We start from the raw sequence: 17,871 nt of genomic DNA on the forward strand, positions 1-17,871 counted from the left end.
AGTCAAATGACGTAGGGGCAGATTTTTTTGCGGTGCAAAAACAGAAGCCCGGTGAGAGCCGGGCTCCTTTTCGCTGACGCTCTAACGTCTCTCGAAAACAAATCCCTCGTCTGCCCAGCCTGTCACGCCGCCAATCATGACCTTGACGCGCTTACCAAGTGTGCCGAGACGCCAGGCCGCCTTATCGGTTCCGTTGCAATGTGGGCCGGCGCAGTAGACGACGAAGAGCGTATCATCCGGCCATTCCGCCATTCTTCTCGCCGTCATCTTGCCGTGTGGCAGGTTGATCGCGCCGGGTATGTGTTGCTGTTCGAACAGCGATGGTCCGCGAACGTCGAGCAGGACAAAATCGGCATTTCCCGAGGTCATGGATAGCTGGACATCGGAGCAATCCGTTTCGAAGGCAAGCTTCTGGCTGTAATATTCGGCGATCGCACTGGGAGAAGCAGTTGGTATTTCACTGACGCGGCTGGACATGAGAGGCTCCTGCATTGGTGTTGCGGGAGCATTTATGCCGCGAGCATCTCCCTGTTGAAATTGGCTGAAAGGCCATATATCGTTGAGATCATGCCAAACACCTCCACTCCCGTTCTTCACGGTCCGCATGTCGTCGCTCTTGTCTATGACGAGCTCTGCACCTTCGAATTCGGCGTCGCCTGCGAGATATTCGGTCTGCCGCGACCTGAGATGGGAGAGGATTGGTATCGCTTCTCCGTTTGCGGCATAGAGGACGGTCCTCTGCGCGCCGCCGGCGGCCTGCTGGTCCAGGTCGATCGCGGTCTCGATATTCTGCAGGAGGCCGATCTGATCATCGCCCCCGGTTGGCGCGGAATAGCCTCTCCCGTCCCCGCGCCATTGATTGCCGCGTTGCAGGCTGCCAGCGATCGCGGCGCTCGCGTCATGTCGCTGTGCTCGGGCGTTGCCGTTCTTGCCGCTGCTGGATTGCTGGCGGGACGAAAGGCGACGACGCATTGGCGCTATGTCGATGCCATTGTAGCCCGCTATCCCGATGTCACCGTCGATGCGGATGTACTGTATGTCGATGAGGGTGCTGTTTTGACAGCAGCCGGAAGTGCTGCGGCGATCGATCTTTGTCTTCACGTTGTGCGTAGGGACTTTGGGCCAGAAGCGGCAAACAGCGTAGCGCGCCGGCTCGTGGTGCCTCCCCATCGCGAGGGCGGTCAGGCGCAATATATCGAAACGCCAGTGTTGCGTCAGCGCGAAGGGGCCAGACTAGGTCCGCTGCTCGATTGGATGCGCCAGAGGCTGCATGAAGAGCAGCCGATCGCCACGCTGGCAGAGCGGGCCGGCATGAGCGTGCGGACTTTTCAGCGCCGATTCGAAGCGACGACCGGCATGGCGCCGGGTGAATGGCTTCTGGCTGAGAGATTGAGATATGCGCGCGATCTTCTTGAAAAAGAGACGGCGAGATCGCTGGACGATGTTGCCGTCGCGAGCGGTTTTGGATCGCTCGCCACGATGCGCCATCATTTCCGGGAGAAGCTTGCGGTCAGTCCCAGTGACTACCGCAAGCGATTTTCAGTTCTTAAACCAGCCGGCTCTGTTCCGTCGCGGCTTCGATGAAGCTCGAGAACAGCGGATGCGGTTCGAGCGGGCGGGACTTCAGTTCCGGATGGTACTGAACGCCGATGAACCAGGGATGGTCGGGATATTCGACCGTTTCCGGCAGGATGCCGTCCGGCGACATACCGGAGAAGACAATGCCGCAATCTTCCAGCCGATCCTTGTAGTCGATGTTGACTTCGTAGCGGTGGCGATGGCGCTCGGAAATATCGGTCGAGCCGTAGATTTCGGAAATCTTGGTGCCCTTTTTCAGGGTAGCTTTATAGGCGCCGAGGCGCATCGTGCCGCCGAGATCGCCGGATTTCGTGCGCTTCTGCAGCTCATTGCCCTTCAGCCATTCCGTCATCAGGCCAACCACCGGCTCATCGGTCGGGCCGAATTCGGTGGATGACGCATGCTCGACGCCGGCAAGGTTGCGCGCCGCTTCGATGACGGCCATCTGCATGCCGAAGCAGATGCCGAAATACGGTACCTTGCGTTCGCGGGCAAAGCGCGCAGCAAGGATCTTGCCTTCAGAGCCGCGTTCGCCAAAGCCGCCGGGCACGAGAATGCCGTGGACCTTTTCGAGATACGGTGCCGGATCTTCCTTTTCGAAGACCTCGGATTCGATCCATTCGAGGTTGACCTTGACGCGGTTGGCGATCCCGCCGTGATGCAGCGCTTCGATCAGCGACTTATAGGCATCCTTCAGGCCGGTATATTTACCGACGATGGCGATGGTCACCTCGCCTTCCGGCGTGCGGATGCGATTGCAAACCTCTTCCCACTGATCGAGGCGAGGCTTCGGCGCCGGCTCAATGCCGAACGCGGCCAGCACTTCGTTGTCGAGGCCTTCCCTGTGATAGGCCATCGGCACGTCGTAGATATTCGCGACGTCGAGCGCCTGGATGACGGCGGACTGGCGGACATTGCAGAACAGCGAGAGCTTGCGACGCTCTGCCTCGGGGATTTCCCGATCGGCACGCACCAGCAGGATGTCGGGATGAATGCCGAGTGCCTGCAGCTCCTTGACGGAATGCTGCGTCGGCTTGGTCTTCAGCTCTCCAGCCGCCGGGATATAAGGCATCAGCGTCAGGTGAACGTAGATCGCGGTGCCGCGTGGCAAATCGTTGCCGAGCTGGCGGATCGCTTCCATGAACGGCATCGCCTCGATGTCACCGACCGTGCCGCCGATCTCGCAGATGACGAAATCATACTCGTCATTGCCTTCGATGACGAAGTCCTTGATCTCGTTGGTCACATGCGGAATGACCTGAACGGTGGCGCCGAGATAGTCGCCGCGCCGTTCCTTGTCGATGATGTTCTTGTAGATGCGACCGGTGGTGATGTTGTCGGTCTTGGTGGCCGAGCGACCGGTAAAGCGCTCGTAATGACCGAGATCGAGGTCGGTTTCCGCGCCGTCGTCGGTCACGAAGACCTCGCCGTGCTGGGTCGGGCTCATCGTGCCCGGATCCACGTTCAGATAGGGGTCAAGTTTGCGCAGGCGGACCCGATAGCCACGGGCCTGCAACAACGCTCCGAGAGCCGCGGCCGCAATTCCTTTTCCGAGGGAAGAAACCACGCCGCCAGTGATGAATACATATCGCGCCATGGGAGTCACCGGATACCTTTTAACAAACGATTCTGCCAGCCCTAAAATTCGTTTCCGGAATTTTGGACACAGAACACGGAATTTCGACAAAACAAAACCGGCAGATCCGAAGACCTGCCGGAGGATGATATGCGACCGGGCTTAGTTGCCGGTCGGAACGCCATTGCCGCTTTGGGCAGGCGTCGTCGTAGCTGGCGCCGTCTGCTGACCGGTAGCGGCCGGAGCCTGCTGGGTGGTCGTTGCCGGAGCAGGCTGCGTCGTTGTCTGAGACTGCGGAGCAACCGCGCCGCTGTTCGGAACGCCGCTGTTGTTGGCCGGCTGCGTTTGGCTGCCTGCCGGGGCTGCGCCCTTCTGGCCGCCAAGCGAATCAAGAATGCCGTTGCCCTGTCCCGACGTGCTCGGAATACGGTTGAGAATATCCGTCGGACGTCCCTCAAAGCGCGACAGCACGTTCATGCCGAGCGCCAGTGCGAAGAACAGAGCCGCCAGGATTGCCGTGGTGCGCGTCAGCGCATTGGCCGTGCCGCGCGCCGACATGAAGCCCGATCCACCGCCAATGCCCAGGCCACCGCCCTCCGAGCGCTGAATCAGCACCACGCCGATAAGGGCGACAACAATCATGAGATAGATGACAAGCAATACGGTTTGCATAGGTCCAGTCCTGCCCACGGGCGCGGGCATCAATCAAAAAGAAAAGCTCGCGGCTCTTTACATGAGGCTATCGCCTATTCCAAGCCCTTTTAAGATTGGAATTCAGGCAAGTGAGGCCTTCAGGCGAACTGCCGTTCGAATGCGCCATAGATGGCGAGGAAGTCGACGGCTTTCAAGCTTTGTCCACCGACGAGCAAACCGTTGACATTTGCGACCGAAAGCAGGTCCGCCGCATTCGCGCCGCTGACCGAACCGCCGTAGAGAAGACGGAACTTTTTGCCGTCCTCGCCGAAGCGTTCCACGAGTTCTCCGCGGATGAAGGCGTGGGCTTCTTCAACATCGGCGCGCGTTGGAACCTTACCGGTGCCGATTGCCCAAACGGGTTCATAGGCTATGACGGTCGTTTCCGAGACGGAACCGTCTGGAACCGAACTGGCGAGTTGGCGCTTGAGCACGTCAAGTGTCTGAGCATTGTCGCGCTCTTCCGCCGTCTCGCCGATGCAGACGATCGCGATCAGATCGGCGTTGAGCGCCGCTTCCGCCTTGGCGCGCACCAATGCGTCGTTTTCCGCATGATTTCTGCGGCGTTCGGAATGGCCGACGATAACGTGGGTGCCGAAGCAATCGGCAATCATTTCGGCGGAAATATCGCCCGTATGCGCGCCGCTGACCAGCTGATGGCAGTCCTGCGCGCCGATCGCCAGCGGGCTATCGTCGCAGAGAGCCGTCGCGACATAGAGGAGTGTTGCCGGTGGGCAGAGTAGCGTGTCGATCCTCTCCGACAACGGCGCCTTCACCCCTTCCGCGATCGCCTTGATCTGGTCGAGGCTGGCACGCGTGCCGTTCATCTTCCAGTTTCCCGCCAAAAGCGGCCGTATTTGCTTCGTCATTCCTCATCTCCCCTTCATTCATGTGCTGCCGCACTAACAAAAGTGAGAGGGAAAGAAAAGTTAACGGTGGTCCTCGGAACGGCTTAAAATCGTTTAAAAATCGCTTTTGCGAAAATAAACCGAAATTTTTTCGAAAAGACCTATGAAGGCTGTGGATCAAGGATCCAGTTCAGAACTTTCCGCCAGTCGGTCATACGAACCGGCGTGCCGTGATTGCCGGTCGCAAACAGCGTGAACCGCGTCGGGTAATGCGCCTTGTAAAGCTTTTCGAACAGCGCCTCCTGGTCGGCGGCGGCATAGACCGGATCCTTGCTGCCATGGGTGAACCAGACCGGCAGTTTCGCCTTGTAGAAGGCGCTCTTGGCAAAGTCAGGATCGGTTACGCCGCTTAAGATCGCCATACCCTTCAGGCGCTTGACGCTCTCGGCATCGCGGGTGATGCCCCAGCAGACGAAGCTACCCATAGAGGCACAGGTTAGGATCACCGGCTTGCCACCCGACTTCTCGTAGGAATAGCGGATCAGGGCCGCGATGTCGGCGACGCCGTTGCTGTCGAAGCTTTTGACGCTCGGGGCATAATAGGTGCCGCCATTGTTGTAGGCGAGGTTCTTCAGCCGGTTGAAGTTGCCGCCGAAGGTGTAGTCGTTCGACCCCAGCCGACGGTCGCCGCCGCGGCCATGGATGAAGATCACCGTGAAAGCCTGTCCGGATATCGGGCCGATGCGGGTGACGTCGAGCTTGCGATCGCCAAGCGGCAAGGTCTCGTCTTCCTGCGCTTTCCAGCGTACGCCGGTTTCGACATAGGCCGGCTTGACCCGCTTTTCCGGAATCTGGTCGCGGCCGTTTATGTCGCGCATTTCCTGGTAGTCGATCGTCTGGAACGCGCCATTGTCATGGCTTTCGATGACCGTCTGGTTGGAAAACAGCTCGTCCTTGAATGGCTTCAGCGCTTCGGCGGCGGCACCCGAAGCGTTGGCTAGCGGCAAAAAGGCCGCAATTGCGGCTAGTATCGACAAATGAGCTGTGGACATTCGCATGCGGACACTTTCCTCGATAGGCTCACGGGCTTGCCATTCGTTGCCCGGCAACGCAAATCTTTTTTCGAATTTGTCCCGTCACTGGGGCGCCATCGCGTTAGAACGTCATTTCTGGCAGAATCAAGGTGATTCGCGGCATCGACGGCAAATGTGATGATTCTGGGGTGTGACCCCTTCAAGGATAAATCTGAACAGCTCCATGGATAACAGCAACGATCTCTTCTCCGGACTGCCGGTTTCGCCGAAGCCCGAAACGGCGGAAAAGCCGGCCCCAAAGGCTGAAAGCCCTGTGGCCGCTCCCGCCCCTGCCCCGCGCGCAGCTCCGACAACGTCGTCCGCCGAGGAATACGGTGCGAATTCGATCCGCGTCCTCGAAGGGCTCGAACCGGTACGTATGCGCCCCGGCATGTATATCGGCGGCACCGACGAGAAGGCGCTGCATCACCTTTTCGCCGAAGTCATCGACAACTCCATGGACGAGGCCGTCGCCGGCCATGCCGATTTCATCGAAGTGCATCTCGACCAGCGCGGCTACCTGACCGTCACCGACAACGGCCGCGGTATTCCGGTCGAAAACCATCCGCAGGTCCCGGGCAAGTCGACGCTCGAGGTCATCATGACCAAGCTGCATGCCGGCGGTAAGTTTGACGGCAAGGCCTATGAGACCTCCGGCGGTCTGCATGGCGTCGGCGTCTCCGTCGTCAATGCGCTCTCCGACGATCTCGAAGTCGAGGTGGCGCGCAACCGTAAGCTCTATCGCCAGCGCTTTTCGCGCGGCGTGCCGCAGGGCGGCCTGGAAGAGCTCGGCGATGTTCATAACCGCCGCGGCACCCGCGTCCGCTTTCATCCCGATCCGCAGATTTTCGGCGACCACGCCAAGTTCGATCCGGCCCGCGTCTTCCGCATGGCCCGCTCCAAGGCCTATCTCTTCGGTGGCGTCGAGATCCGCTGGAGCTGCGATCCGGAATTGGCGCCGGCGGGTTCGGATGTTCCCGACAAGGCCGTCTTCCATTTCCCCGGCGGCCTGAAGGATTATCTCAAGGCGACGATGGGCAACGAGTTCACCGTCACCCGCGAAATCTTCGCCGGCAAGTCGGAGAAGGGAACTGGCCATGGCTCGCTGGAGTGGGCGATCACCTGGTATGGCGGCGACCCGCAGGTCCATTCCTACTGCAACACCATTCCTACCCCCGAAGGCGGCACTCACGAGGCCGGTCTGCGCATCGCGCTGACCAAGGGGTTGAAGAACTATGCCGAGCTGACGCAGAACAAGCGCGCGGCCGGCATCACCACCGATGACGTGATGATTTCCGGCGTCGGAATGCTCTCCATTTTCATCCGCGAACCGGAATTCGTCGGCCAGACCAAGGACAGGCTTGCGACCGTCGAGGCACAACGCATCGTCGAAAACGCGCTGCGTGACCCCTTCGATCACTATCTTACCGACAATCCGACCGAGGCCGAAAAGCTGCTGGAATGGGTGATCGAGCGCTCGGAGGAGCGCCTCCGCCGCCGCAAGGAAAAGGAAGTCAACCGCAAGACGGCCGTGCGCAAGCTGCGCCTACCAGGCAAGCTTGCCGATTGTTCGCAGAACACAGCCGAAGGCGCCGAACTCTTTCTCGTCGAAGGTGATTCGGCTGGCGGCTCGGCCAAGCAGGCGCGCAACCGCATGAACCAGGCGATCCTGCCGCTGCGCGGCAAGATCCTCAACGTCGCCAGCGCCGGCCGCGAGAAGCTTTCCGCCAACCAGCAGATCGCCGATCTGGTGCAGGCGCTGGGCTGCGGCACGCGCTCGAAATATCGTGAGGAAGATCTTCGTTATCAGCGCATCGTCGTCATGACCGATGCCGACGTCGACGGCGCACACATCGCCTCGCTGCTGATCACCTTCTTCTATCAGGAGATGCCCGAGCTGGTTCGTGGCGGCCACCTGTTCCTGGCCGTGCCGCCGCTTTACAAGATCACGCAAGGGTCGAAATCCATCTATGCCCGTGACGACGCCCACCGGCTGGAGCTGATGGAGAGCGATTTCAAGGGCAAGGGCAAGATCGAAATCAGCCGATTCAAAGGCTTGGGTGAAATGCTTCCCGCCCAGCTGAAGGAAACGACGATGGATCCGTCGAAACGCACGCTGCTGCGCGTCGTGATCGACGAGGTGGATTTCGAAGGCACGCGTGACGCCGTCGACAACCTCATGGGCACCAAACCCGAGGCCCGCTTCCGCTTCATTCAGGAACGCGCGGCATTTGCGGAGAATCTGGATATCTGACAGCCGCGCTTCAGCGGCTGCGGCAAAATCGATTTCCCGATATTTTTAGGCGATGGAGCGCGATCCGTAACGAAAGCGTCATGGGCGGATGCATAGATGCGGCGCAAACCCGCAGCTCATGATCCGGATGTAACGATATCGCCATGATGAAGCCCTTCCTGACGACCGCCGCTCTTGCCCTTCTTCTTAGCGCCACCGCCCGCGCCGCCGATATCGGTGCGGTTGTCGACGTGCCCTGCCCCTTCGGTGACTGCAAGGCCGGCATCAGTCTCTCCTATCTCGGCGAATACGACATTCCGACGGGCTTCAGGGAAAACGGCGTTGAGGTCGGTGGTCTCTCGGGCATCGATTTCGACCCCTCAACCGGTCGCTATATCTCGATCAGCGATGACCGTTCCGAAAGGGCACCGGCTCGCTTTTACGATCTCGACATCGATGTCGGCGCCGACGGACTCAAGGGCGTGACGGTGCTCGATCATGTGACGCTGAAGGACAAAAACGGCCAGCCTTTCGCATTTCGCACGGTCGATTCCGAGTCGATCCGTATCGGCAAGGACGGCATCTACTGGAGCAGCGAAGGCGACGGCAAGGCGCTGTTGCCGCCATTCGTGCGCGTTGCCAATCGCGACGGCAGCTTCGTGCGTGAATTGCCCTTGCCGGATGGTTTTGCCCCCACTGCCGACAAGAGCACGGGTATCCGTGACAACCTCGCCTTCGAGGGGCTGACGTTCCTATCCGGCGGCGATCTCCTCGTTGGCATGGAGTCCGCGCTCTATCAGGATGGACCGATGACGACGCTGACCAATGGCGCACTTGCTCGTCTCATCCGCTACGATGCGGCCACGGGCGGACAGAAAGCGCAATATGTCTATCCGATCTCGCCGATTCCGCAGGCGCCGACCAAGTCTGGCGGCTGGAACGATTTCGGCATGTCGGAAATCCTGGCGCTGGATGATCGACATGGGCTGTCGGTCGAGCGCGGCTATGCGCAGGATATCGGCAACTCCGTAGTCATCAACATGTTCGATCTCGACGGGGCGACCGATGTTTCCGCCATCCCGTCGCTTGCCAAGACCGATCAGCGCATCGTTCCGGTACGCAAGTCCCAGGTGATGGATTTGCGCGCGCTGGGCCTCGCACCCGACAATATTGAAGGCGTCACCTTCGGCAAGGCGAAGGACGGCACGGATGTGCTGATCTTCGTTGCCGACAACAATTTCAATCCGACGCAGAAGACCCAGTTCTTCGCTTTCAAGGTTCTTCGTCGGCCATCCTAGACAAGTCGTCTCTTGCCCGCATTGGTAGTCGTCTGGCCGTCATGACAACGGATTATATAGGCTTTCGGGTTGCGGCCCTTGAATCGGCCTAGATCATGGCCCATAACCGGTTGATCGAATAAAAAAGGTAAAACAAGTCCGGTGGGTGTATTCGAACGTCAAAAGCAGAGGGAACCACGGTGGCTGGGGCCTACCGCACCTTCACGCATGGCCCTTATTCCGTCCATTTCGGCGGCACGCTGGCTGCTGATCCTGATTGCCGCGGCCGGCATTTATTTCTTCTACGGCTTTCTGATCCCGGTGCTGGCAGCCGCCGTGATCGGTTTTGCCACCTGGCCGCTCTATAGCGACCTTCTGCGCCGCACCGGCGGCAACACGACGCTCGCCGCCGCCATTGCCATTGCCTTTATCGTCACCTTCCTGGTGCTGCCGATCGTGCTTTCCGCCATCTATATGGCTGGCGAGGTGCGCGAATGGTTTGGCTGGGCGGTGCATGTCAACCGCGACGGCGCTCCGCCGCCGCAGTGGATTCTGGCGCTGCCGATGGTCGGGGCTTGGCTTGGCGATCAGTGGACGCAGTATATCGGTAGCCCCGGTTCCATCGGCGAGTTGGCGCAACTCATCAGCGGCGCGCATATCGGCAATATCTACCGCGCGGTGCTTGCCGCCGGCGGTGGCGCCTTTCATGTCATCCTGACCTTGCTTTTCATGCTGATCGCGCTGTTCTTCATATACCGCGACGGCTCGATGTTCGTCCGCCAGGTCGACCTTTTGGGCGAACGCATCCTGCCGAATCGCTGGGAGCGGATCTCCCGCGTGGTACCGGCGACGATCAGTTCCACGGTCATGGGCATGACGCTGATCGCCATCGGCGAAGGCATCGTCCTTGGCGTTGCCTATTGGATCGCGGGAGCACCATCGGCGATCACGCTCGGCGTTCTCACTGGCGTCATGGCACTGGTACCGGGCGGCGCGCCGCTTTCCATGTCGCTCGTCTCCATCTATCTGATCGCCAGCGGTTCGCTATGGGCGGGCATCGCCCTCTTCGTCTGGGGCACGGTCGAACTCTTCATCGTCGACAAGACGTTACGGCCGAAGCTCGTCGGCGGACCGATCAAGCTACCCTTCCTGCCGACCTTTTTCGGCCTTGTCGGCGGCGTCAAGACTATGGGGTTCCTTGGCCTGTTCATCGGCCCGGTGCTGATGGCCATCATCGTCGCTATCTGGCGCGAATGGATTCGCGAAGCCGAACTCACTGAGGAACAGCATGCCCAGGAGCCGGAACTGCAGTTGAAAATCCGGGATGGTTCTGAAGTCTGATCAGATCCTGCCTACGGGGACAGGGTCTTTTCCATGAACAGACTGAGCGGATCTGGCGTGTAGTCGCCGAATGGTTCGATCTCGACGTAGCCGGACTTGCGGTAGAGAGCGATGGCCTCCGGCTGGTATATGCCGGTTTCCAGCCTCACCGCCGTCAGCTTCCGTTCCGCCGCCATCCCTTCGAGGACTTCCATCAGCCTCAGGGCGACCTTTTGTCCCCTGGCGATCGGATCGACGAACATGCGCTTGATCTCGGCTGTGCCATCGCCGGCCTCGACCAGCGAGCAACAGCCGACAATATTGCCATCCAGCCGCGCAACCCAGAAGGTCACTTCAGGCTTTTCCAATGAGCTCAGATCAAGCAGGTGGTTGCTCTCCGCAGGATAGAGCGATTCGGCATAGGCGCTCGACATGTCGAGAAGGCGGATAACACCGTCCTGGCGCGGCGGTTCAACGGCAATGGTCAGCAAACGTCATATCCTGAAAGCTTTGATGGTCGATCAGTATCACGCCGCCGCGAGAGCCGCCAGCGCTGCAAAGCTCCGCGCCGTCTGCCGTCGTTCGGCATTGGCGAGCTTCTCCACCATATCCAGCAATTGTATCGCCGCGGCAGGCGACCGCTCGGCAACGTGGAACTTGCGCATCAGCCGGACCGAGACATTTTCCAACATGCCGCCGCCTGATGTTTGTGATGCCTCGCGCCAGATCAGGGTCGCCTCGACGAAGACGACACTAATATCGCGCGGCAGGCCGGCGGACTCATAAAGCGCGCGTACGGCATAGACACGTCCGGTCGACAGGATCGAACGGACCCGCCGCTCGTCGCAGCCGGAAAGATTTGTGATCGCGCCGGCGAAGAAATCGACCTTGCCGGAACAAAGCGCGTGCATCAGGAACGCCGGCGTCAACCAGCCGGACTGGCGCAGATGCTCGGCCAGATCCGGAATATCGTCATGCTGAACCGATCCAGCGATGGAGACCGTCGCCGTCTCGCTGGCCTCGCGGGTAATATGCTGCAACCGGCCGGCACCGATCGTGGCCTGGATGAGGTTCGAGCCCGACAATGCGGCGCAAACATGCCGCATCAGCAGGTGGCGAACATCGGAAGGCAGTGCGTCGCGGGCAAGAAGCAGGCCGCGAATCTCGGCGTGATCGCCAAGTCGCTCAGCAATGCGTTTCAGCGAGGCGCGCGACAATGAGGCTGCGTCGTTTTCCAGCAGGCAGAGAATCTCGGTTTCGCCACCGATCTCGGCCAGTGCCGCGGAAACCGGTCGAGACACCTGTCCGCGCGAGGCAATCAGGACACGGGTCACATCGCTGCCACGCAGTGCGAGATCGACGAGATCGGCATCGGTGAAGACCGGCGACAAGAGAATGACCTGCCCGGCAATTTCCGGCTGGTCCTCCGCCAGGGAAAGGATGATGCCGCGCGGTGCATTCGGTGCACGCGCCACGGCTTCGGCCAGCGACAGGCGGACGCGGGGCGAAGGATCATCAAGCAGATAGGTCATCGCCATTTCGGCGGCCTCGCGCTCTCCCGCCGGCATTGCCGATTGCAGATAGGCACGACCGAGGGCATTGGCCGCCCTTGCCCTGCCCTCTGCCTTGGCGGTCTCAGCCCAGCGAAGAAATGCTTCTATGATCACGTAATGCCCCGATATCGTCGGGACGATTCTTGCCCCGCAAACTCATGAGGGACACGCTAACGGCGAAAGGTTTACGGGCCGTTTACCTTATTTATTAACCACTAATGCGCGAACCGGCGCCCGCTAGCGTCACGGCGTCTTTGGCCGCACCAGTTCGAAGACATCGCTGCCTTCGCTGTAGTCCATATAGCCCATGCGCGCGACGGGCCGGGCAAGCGCCATGTCGAGCCGGCCGTCGCGAATGATCGCTTCATCGATATGGATGCCGACGACCTGGCCGAAAACCATGACGTTGTCCGTCGGCTCTCCGTTGAGGTCCTTGGGTCGCATGATCTCCGTTACCCGGCATTCGAGGACGGCAAAGGCTTCGCCGACATAGGGCGCATCCACCAGTCGGCCCGGCTCGGCCGTCAGGCCGGCCAGCGCGAACTCATTGGTGCCGTAAGGCACGGAAATGGATGAATGGTTCATTTTTTCCACAAGGTTGCGGCTGACCAGATTGGCGGTGAAGACACCGGTTTCCTCGACATTGCGGGCGCTGTCCTTGCGGCCCGTCGAGGAAAACATCACCAGCTTCGGTCGATCGCTGACAGCGTTGAAGAAGGAGTAGGGTGACAGGTTGATAGAACCATCCCTGCCCTTGCTGCCGATCCAGCCGATCGGGCGCGGCGTGACGATCGCCTTGAAGGGATCGTGAGCCAGACCATGCTGATTGGTGTCGGTCGTGTAGAACATTACGCCCCCTCGCCGCCAACCCAGGTCACGGTTTCCGTCAGTTCCGGGCGTGGCCGTTCTATCGGCGGGAAGTCGGAGGAGCCGATATGGATGAAGCCGGCGACCTTTTCGCCCGGCTGGACGCCGAGGAGCGGATAGGCGCGCTCGTCATAGGCGAACCATTCGGTCAGCCAGTTCGACACCCAGCCATGTGCATTGGCCGAGATCAGCAGATTGAGGCAAAGCGCGCCCGCTGACATCAACTGTTCCCATTCCGGGATCTTGAAATGTGGGCCTGCCTTGCTGACGACGGCGATAACGACCGGCGCGCGGGTGAAGCGCGTGCGCTCGACCTGAATCATTTCCCCGGACAGATCCGGCTTGGCTTCCAGCGCGAGCTTCAGCAACTCTTCGCCGATCCGCGCCCGCTCTTCGCCACGATAGACGATGAAGCGCCAAGGAGCGAGCTTGCCGTGATCCGGCACACGGGAGGCTAGCCGCAGGATCTCTTCGATTTCGGCCTTATTCGGGCCTGGTTCCGCCATCTGAAATGCGGGAATGGATCGGCGAACCGCCAGATAATCGACCAGCTTGATATCGGTTTTCATGGAATGATTGCTTTCATTTTCATGCGCGGGAGGAAGTGGGTCTTGAATTTGCCACCGCATTGGTTTTGAAGTGGCCTGTGTTTTATCGGAAGTCAATCGGTTGGGAACGCATGTCAGGTATTTCATCCGCTCACCGATTGGGCGCGGCTTTCGCCATGCTCGCAAGCCTGAGCACGGCTGCCTCGGCGCAGGATGCCTTTCAGGAGTTCAAGCAGCTCGACGGCAGCATGAAAATGCCGAAGCTCAATGCCTTCGTAGCGCCGGGCGGCGAAAATTCGCCGGCACGAACATTGCGCGACGTTTCGCTGGAAGCCAAGCTTGCACCCGACAGCGGCCCGCAGCAGCAGGGCCTCTCCTGGTATGTCTTCAGCCCCTTTGCCGGCGCTGACGGCAAGTTGCCGCTGGTGGCGAGCTCCAAGGGCGGCTCGGCCTCCTTCCACCTCCTGCCCGGCGATTATTTCGTCAATGTCTCCTTCGGCCGCGCCGGCGTCACCAAGAAGCTGACCGTGCCCGAAAGCGGCATGTCGCAGAAGCAGACCATGGTGCTGGACGCCGGCGGCATGGTGCTGAACGCCGTTTCCGGTTCCGACGTACGCATCCCGCCGGCCGAACTGAGTTTTTCGATCTATGCCGGCGACGCCAAGGAAGATGGCGAGCGCGGCCTGGTCATGTCCGATGTCAAGCCGAACACCTTGGTGGGTCTCAGCACCGGCACTTATCACATCGTCTCGGAATACGGCGCCGTCAATGCCGTCATTCGAGCCGATATCCAGGTCGAGGCCGGCAAGGTGACCGAGGCGACGATCCAGCACAGGGCGGCCAAGATCACCTTCAAGCTGGTCTCGGATGCCGGTGGCGAGGCGATCGCCGATACCGCATGGTCGATCCTCACCTCTGCCGGCGATATCGTTGGTGAAAGCCTCAGCGCCTTCCCGGTGATGGTGCTGGCCGAAGGCCAATATACCGCCGTCGCCCGCAACAAGGACAAGATCTACCAGCGCGATTTCACTGTCGTCGCCGGCAGAAACACCGATGTCGAAGTGCTGATGAAGGAACAGCAGCCGCAGGACGCTGACGATCAGCAGCCCGCGCAGCAGATTCCCGTCCAGTCGCCGCAGGCACAGCAGAACCAGGGGCCGTCGGGCCAACCAGGCGTGTCAAGCCAGCAGCGTCCGTTGCCGACCTACGAGCAATTGGCGCCGTCCGCCGGCGGCGATGATGGCGGCGATAGTATGGATTGATGGTGAGGCAGCCTTTGCCTCAGCCGGCTTTTTTCCGTAGCGCCCGCTTTGGCGGCGCCATGGAAAACACCGCGCCGTAGAGTTTAGACAGCAGATCCTTGCGGTCGTTGCCTTCGCTCAACGCTTCCCACGTCATCAGCTTGCCGACATGGGCGGTGATCGTGCTGCCGGAAAGGCGGCGGAACTCGCGGATCAGCAGCGAGATGCGCAGCGTCATCGATACGCGGCTGGCGAGATGAAACAGCCGGCCGTTCTGGCCTTCGAAATAGATGGGAATGACGCTGGCGTGGGCCGCCTGGATGAGCTTTGCCGGAAAGATCTTCCATGGCAGGTCCTCGGCGCGGCCAAAACCCTTCTTGGCCGTCGCGACGCCGCCGGCCGGAAAGACGATGATGGTGGTGCCTTCCTTGAGCAGCCGAACGGCCTCATGGCGCGTCTTCATGTTGATCGCCATCGCCTCCTTGGTCTCCTCGAAGGAAACCGGCAGCGAATAGTCGTTCATCTCGGGTACTTTCAGCAGCTCGTTGTTGATCAACACCTTGAATGGGCGACCGAGCTCCTCGGCGAGCGCCAGCACGGCGATGCCGTCGCCGATACCGAAGGGATGGTTGGCGACGATGACGATCGGCGCGTCGGGAACCTCAAGCGGCGGCCATTCGCCCTTGGTCACGAGGCGCACGTCTATGAGATCGAGCATCTTGCCGAAGACACGCTCGCTTTTGCCGACGATATCGCTGCGCCAGATATCGTAGAGCCGGGTATAGCGATCGCGGCCGGATAGGCCCTCTATGGAGCGGATGAACCAGCGCTTGATGCGCGTATCCCGTTCGTTGGCATAGGATAATTCTTTGAAATCCAAATCCGCGACGGGCTGCCCCGCTCCTTGTGCATCCAGGCGCATATATTTGCAGATCTATGTCAGTTATCTGACGGCGCACTGAAGGCGCCGTCAGACGACATCTGTTATCTCAAGCGACCTTGGCCCGCTTGGCTTCGCGCTTGCGCAGAACATCCGGCGGAGTGGCTTCGAGCGAGAGCGAAGCGATCGCCTCGTCGAGCGACATTGCCGTCTGTGCCTGGCTACCGAGACGGCGGATATTGACCGAGCGCTCCTCGGCCTCCTTCTTGCCGCAGACGATGATCACCGGAACCTTCGTTACCGAATGCTCGCGGATCTTGTAGTTGATCTTCTCGTTGCGGAAGTCGGTCTCGACGGTGAGCCCGGCATCGCGCAGCGCTTCCGCTACCTCTTCGCCGTAACCATCGGCTTCCGAGGTAATGGTCGCGACAACCACCTGCAGCGGCGAAACCCAGAGCGGCATGTGGCCGGCGAAGTTCTCGATCAGGATACCGAGGAAGCGCTCCATCGAACCGCAGATGGCGCGATGGATCATCACCGGCTGCGTCTTTTCGGAATGCTGGTCGATATAGAAGGCGCCGAAGCGTTCCGGCAGGTTGAAATCGACCTGCGTCGTGCCGCACTGCCATTCACGGCCGATGGCATCCTTCAGCGTATATTCGAACTTCGGTCCGTAGAACGCGCCTTCGCCCGGCAGGATGCCGGTCTTGATGCGGCCGCCGGACTGTGCCTCGATGGTTTTCAGGACCTCCATCATCACGCTTTCAGCGCGATCCCAGAGCGCATCGTCGCCGACGCGCTTTTCAGGACGGGTCGAAAGCTTGACGACGACTTCCTCGAAACCGAAGTCTTCATAGACCGAGAGGATCAGGTCGTTGATCTTCAGGCATTCGGCCGCCATCTGCTCGTCGGTGCAGAAGATATGCGCATCGTCCTGCGTAAAGCCGCGCACGCGCATCAGACCGTGAAGCGCGCCCGAAGGTTCATAACGATGCACATTGCCGAATTCCGCAAGCCGGATCGGCAGTTCTCGGTAAGACTTCAAGCCATGCTTGAAGATCTGGATGTGGCCGGGGCAGTTCATCGGCTTCAGCGCGAAGACGCGATCGTCGTCGGTGTCATCGCCGGCAACCGTCACCTTGAACATGTTGTCGCGATACCAGCCCCAGTGACCGGAGGTTTCCCAGAGCGACTTGTCGAGCACCTGCGGCGCGTTGACTTCCTGGTAGTCGCCCTCCAGACGGCGGCGCATGTAGGAGACCAGCGTCTGGAAGATGCGCCAGCCCTTGCCATGCCAGAAGACGACGCCCGGACCCTCTTCCTGGAAATGGAACAGGTCCATTTCGCGGCCGAGACGGCGGTGATCGCGCTTCTCGGCCTCGGCGAGGATATGCAGATAGTTGTCGAGATCGGCCTGCTCGGCAAAGGCCGTGCCATAGATGCGGGTCAGCATCGGATTGTTGCTGTCGCCACGCCAGTAGGCGCCGGCCACCTTCATCAGCTTGAAGGCCGTGCCGATCTGGCCGGTGGAGGCCATATGCGGCCCACGGCAGAGGTCGAACCAATCGCCCTGATAGTAGATCTTCAGGTCCTGTCCCTCGGGAATGGCGTCGACAAGCTCGACCTTGTAGCGCTCGCCCTTGTCGGCAAAGACCTGTTTCGCCTTTTCGCGCGACCAGATCTGCCTGGTGAAGGGCTTATTGCGCTGGATGATCTCGCGCATTTTCTTCTCGATGACCGGCAGGTCGTCGGGCGTGAAGGGCTCGTTCTTGGCAAAGTCGTAGTAGAAGCCGTTTTCGATCACCGGGCCGATGGTTACCTGCGTGCCGGGCCAAAGCTCCTGCACGGCTTCCGCCATCACATGCGCCGCGTCATGCCGGATCAGTTCCAGCGCGCGGTCGTCGTTGCGGGTGATGATCTCGATCTTGCCGTCGGCTACCGGCTCGGAAAGGTCGCGCACGGTGCCGTCAATCGCAATGGCGACGGCCTTCTTGGCAAGCGACTTCGAAATGGATTCGGCGACATCCCGGCCGGTTGCGCCAGCATCGTAGCTGCGCACGGAACCATCGGGAAATGTCAGGGAAACGGATTGGGACATCGAAATTCTCCTTGTCCAGTCCCGCCAACGAATGCGGGTGGTTTCAACAGATGCGGTCAATCAATGTTGTTGAACGCGGTCGCCTG

Annotated in this window: 16 protein-coding genes; 5 read left to right on the forward strand and 11 right to left on the reverse strand. The window is 60.3% G+C overall.

Features of this window, described 5'->3' with window-relative positions:
• Positions 1 to 81: 81 nt before the first annotated feature.
• A complete protein-coding gene (locus PMI03_RS18370; protein ID WP_007696115.1) occupies positions 82 to 477 on the reverse strand; it encodes a rhodanese-like domain-containing protein in 396 nt (131 codons plus the stop codon).
• Between the two features lie 90 nt (positions 478 to 567).
• On the opposite strand from PMI03_RS18370, the gene ftrA reads away from it, so the two are divergent.
• Positions 568 to 1,584, forward strand: a complete 1,017-nt coding sequence (gene ftrA / locus PMI03_RS18375) for a transcriptional regulator FtrA (RefSeq protein WP_007696116.1) — start codon at positions 568 to 570, stop codon at positions 1,582 to 1,584.
• Here the strand turns inward: ftrA and PMI03_RS18380 are convergent.
• The 4 genes from PMI03_RS18380 to PMI03_RS18395 form a co-directional block, all read right to left on the reverse strand.
• Positions 1,547 to 3,175 (reverse strand): CTP synthase, encoded by a 1,629-nt coding sequence (locus PMI03_RS18380; RefSeq protein ID WP_007696117.1) that lies wholly within the window; start codon positions 3,173 to 3,175, stop codon positions 1,547 to 1,549. The genes ftrA and PMI03_RS18380 overlap by 38 nt on opposite strands.
• A 141-nt stretch (positions 3,176 to 3,316) precedes the next feature.
• Entirely contained in the window at positions 3,317 to 3,826 is a 510-nt protein-coding gene (gene secG / locus PMI03_RS18385) for a preprotein translocase subunit SecG (protein ID WP_007696119.1), read from the reverse strand.
• 119 nt (positions 3,827 to 3,945) lie between these two features.
• Positions 3,946 to 4,716 (reverse strand): triose-phosphate isomerase, encoded by a 771-nt coding sequence (gene tpiA, locus PMI03_RS18390; RefSeq protein ID WP_007696121.1) that lies wholly within the window; start codon positions 4,714 to 4,716, stop codon positions 3,946 to 3,948.
• A gap of 140 nt (positions 4,717 to 4,856) precedes the next feature.
• The gene (locus tag PMI03_RS18395) at positions 4,857 to 5,753 is read right to left on the reverse strand and encodes a dienelactone hydrolase family protein (protein ID WP_007696123.1); all 897 of its coding nucleotides are present in this window, start codon (positions 5,751 to 5,753) and stop codon (positions 4,857 to 4,859) included.
• Positions 5,754 to 5,952: 199 nt separating this feature from the next.
• On the opposite strand from PMI03_RS18395, the gene parE reads away from it, so the two are divergent.
• From parE to PMI03_RS18410, 3 genes are all read left to right on the forward strand, one after another.
• On the forward strand, positions 5,953 to 8,022 hold the full coding sequence (parE, locus tag PMI03_RS18400; RefSeq protein ID WP_007696126.1) for a DNA topoisomerase IV subunit B: 2,070 nt from the start codon (positions 5,953 to 5,955) through the stop codon (positions 8,020 to 8,022).
• 143 nt (positions 8,023 to 8,165) lie between these two features.
• Positions 8,166 to 9,299: an esterase-like activity of phytase family protein gene (locus tag PMI03_RS18405; protein ID WP_007696128.1), complete on the forward strand. Its 1,134-nt coding sequence runs from the start codon at positions 8,166 to 8,168 to the stop codon at positions 9,297 to 9,299.
• Positions 9,300 to 9,440: 141 nt separating this feature from the next.
• Positions 9,441 to 10,619: an AI-2E family transporter gene (locus PMI03_RS18410; protein ID WP_012651503.1), complete on the forward strand. Its 1,179-nt coding sequence runs from the start codon at positions 9,441 to 9,443 to the stop codon at positions 10,617 to 10,619.
• An 11-nt stretch (positions 10,620 to 10,630) separates the two neighbouring features.
• On the opposite strand, the gene PMI03_RS18415 is transcribed toward PMI03_RS18410, so the two are convergent.
• From PMI03_RS18415 to PMI03_RS18430, 4 genes are all read right to left on the reverse strand, one after another.
• On the reverse strand, positions 10,631 to 11,032 hold the full coding sequence (locus PMI03_RS18415) for a GNAT family N-acetyltransferase (RefSeq protein WP_042470038.1): 402 nt from the start codon (positions 11,030 to 11,032) through the stop codon (positions 10,631 to 10,633).
• Between the two features lie 93 nt (positions 11,033 to 11,125).
• On the reverse strand, positions 11,126 to 12,280 hold the full coding sequence (locus PMI03_RS18420) for a DUF2336 domain-containing protein (RefSeq protein WP_039974317.1): 1,155 nt from the start codon (positions 12,278 to 12,280) through the stop codon (positions 11,126 to 11,128).
• A gap of 114 nt (positions 12,281 to 12,394) precedes the next feature.
• On the reverse strand, positions 12,395 to 13,000 hold the full coding sequence (locus PMI03_RS18425; protein ID WP_007696136.1) for a flavin reductase family protein: 606 nt from the start codon (positions 12,998 to 13,000) through the stop codon (positions 12,395 to 12,397).
• Entirely contained in the window at positions 13,000 to 13,587 is a 588-nt protein-coding gene (locus PMI03_RS18430; protein ID WP_007696138.1) for a nitroreductase, read from the reverse strand. The genes PMI03_RS18425 and PMI03_RS18430 overlap by 1 nt, the downstream gene beginning before the upstream one ends.
• A 110-nt stretch (positions 13,588 to 13,697) precedes the next feature.
• Between PMI03_RS18430 and PMI03_RS18435 the strand changes: the two genes are divergently transcribed.
• Positions 13,698 to 14,828 (forward strand): hypothetical protein, encoded by a 1,131-nt coding sequence (locus PMI03_RS18435; protein WP_039974319.1) that lies wholly within the window; start codon positions 13,698 to 13,700, stop codon positions 14,826 to 14,828.
• A 19-nt stretch (positions 14,829 to 14,847) separates the two neighbouring features.
• Here PMI03_RS18435 and PMI03_RS18440 read toward each other — a convergent pair whose 3' ends face one another.
• Together PMI03_RS18440 and thrS are read right to left on the reverse strand one after the other, a co-directional pair.
• Positions 14,848 to 15,687, reverse strand: a complete 840-nt coding sequence (locus PMI03_RS18440; RefSeq protein ID WP_012651508.1) for a lysophospholipid acyltransferase family protein — start codon at positions 15,685 to 15,687, stop codon at positions 14,848 to 14,850.
• A gap of 109 nt (positions 15,688 to 15,796) precedes the next feature.
• The gene (gene thrS / locus PMI03_RS18445) at positions 15,797 to 17,785 is read right to left on the reverse strand and encodes a threonine--tRNA ligase (RefSeq protein ID WP_007696141.1); all 1,989 of its coding nucleotides are present in this window, start codon (positions 17,783 to 17,785) and stop codon (positions 15,797 to 15,799) included.
• Between the last annotated feature and the right edge of the window lie 86 nt (positions 17,786 to 17,871).

Origin of the sequence: Rhizobium sp. AP16, from assembly GCF_000281735.1 — a bacterium.
Classification (GTDB): domain Bacteria; phylum Pseudomonadota; class Alphaproteobacteria; order Rhizobiales; family Rhizobiaceae; genus Rhizobium; species Rhizobium rhizogenes.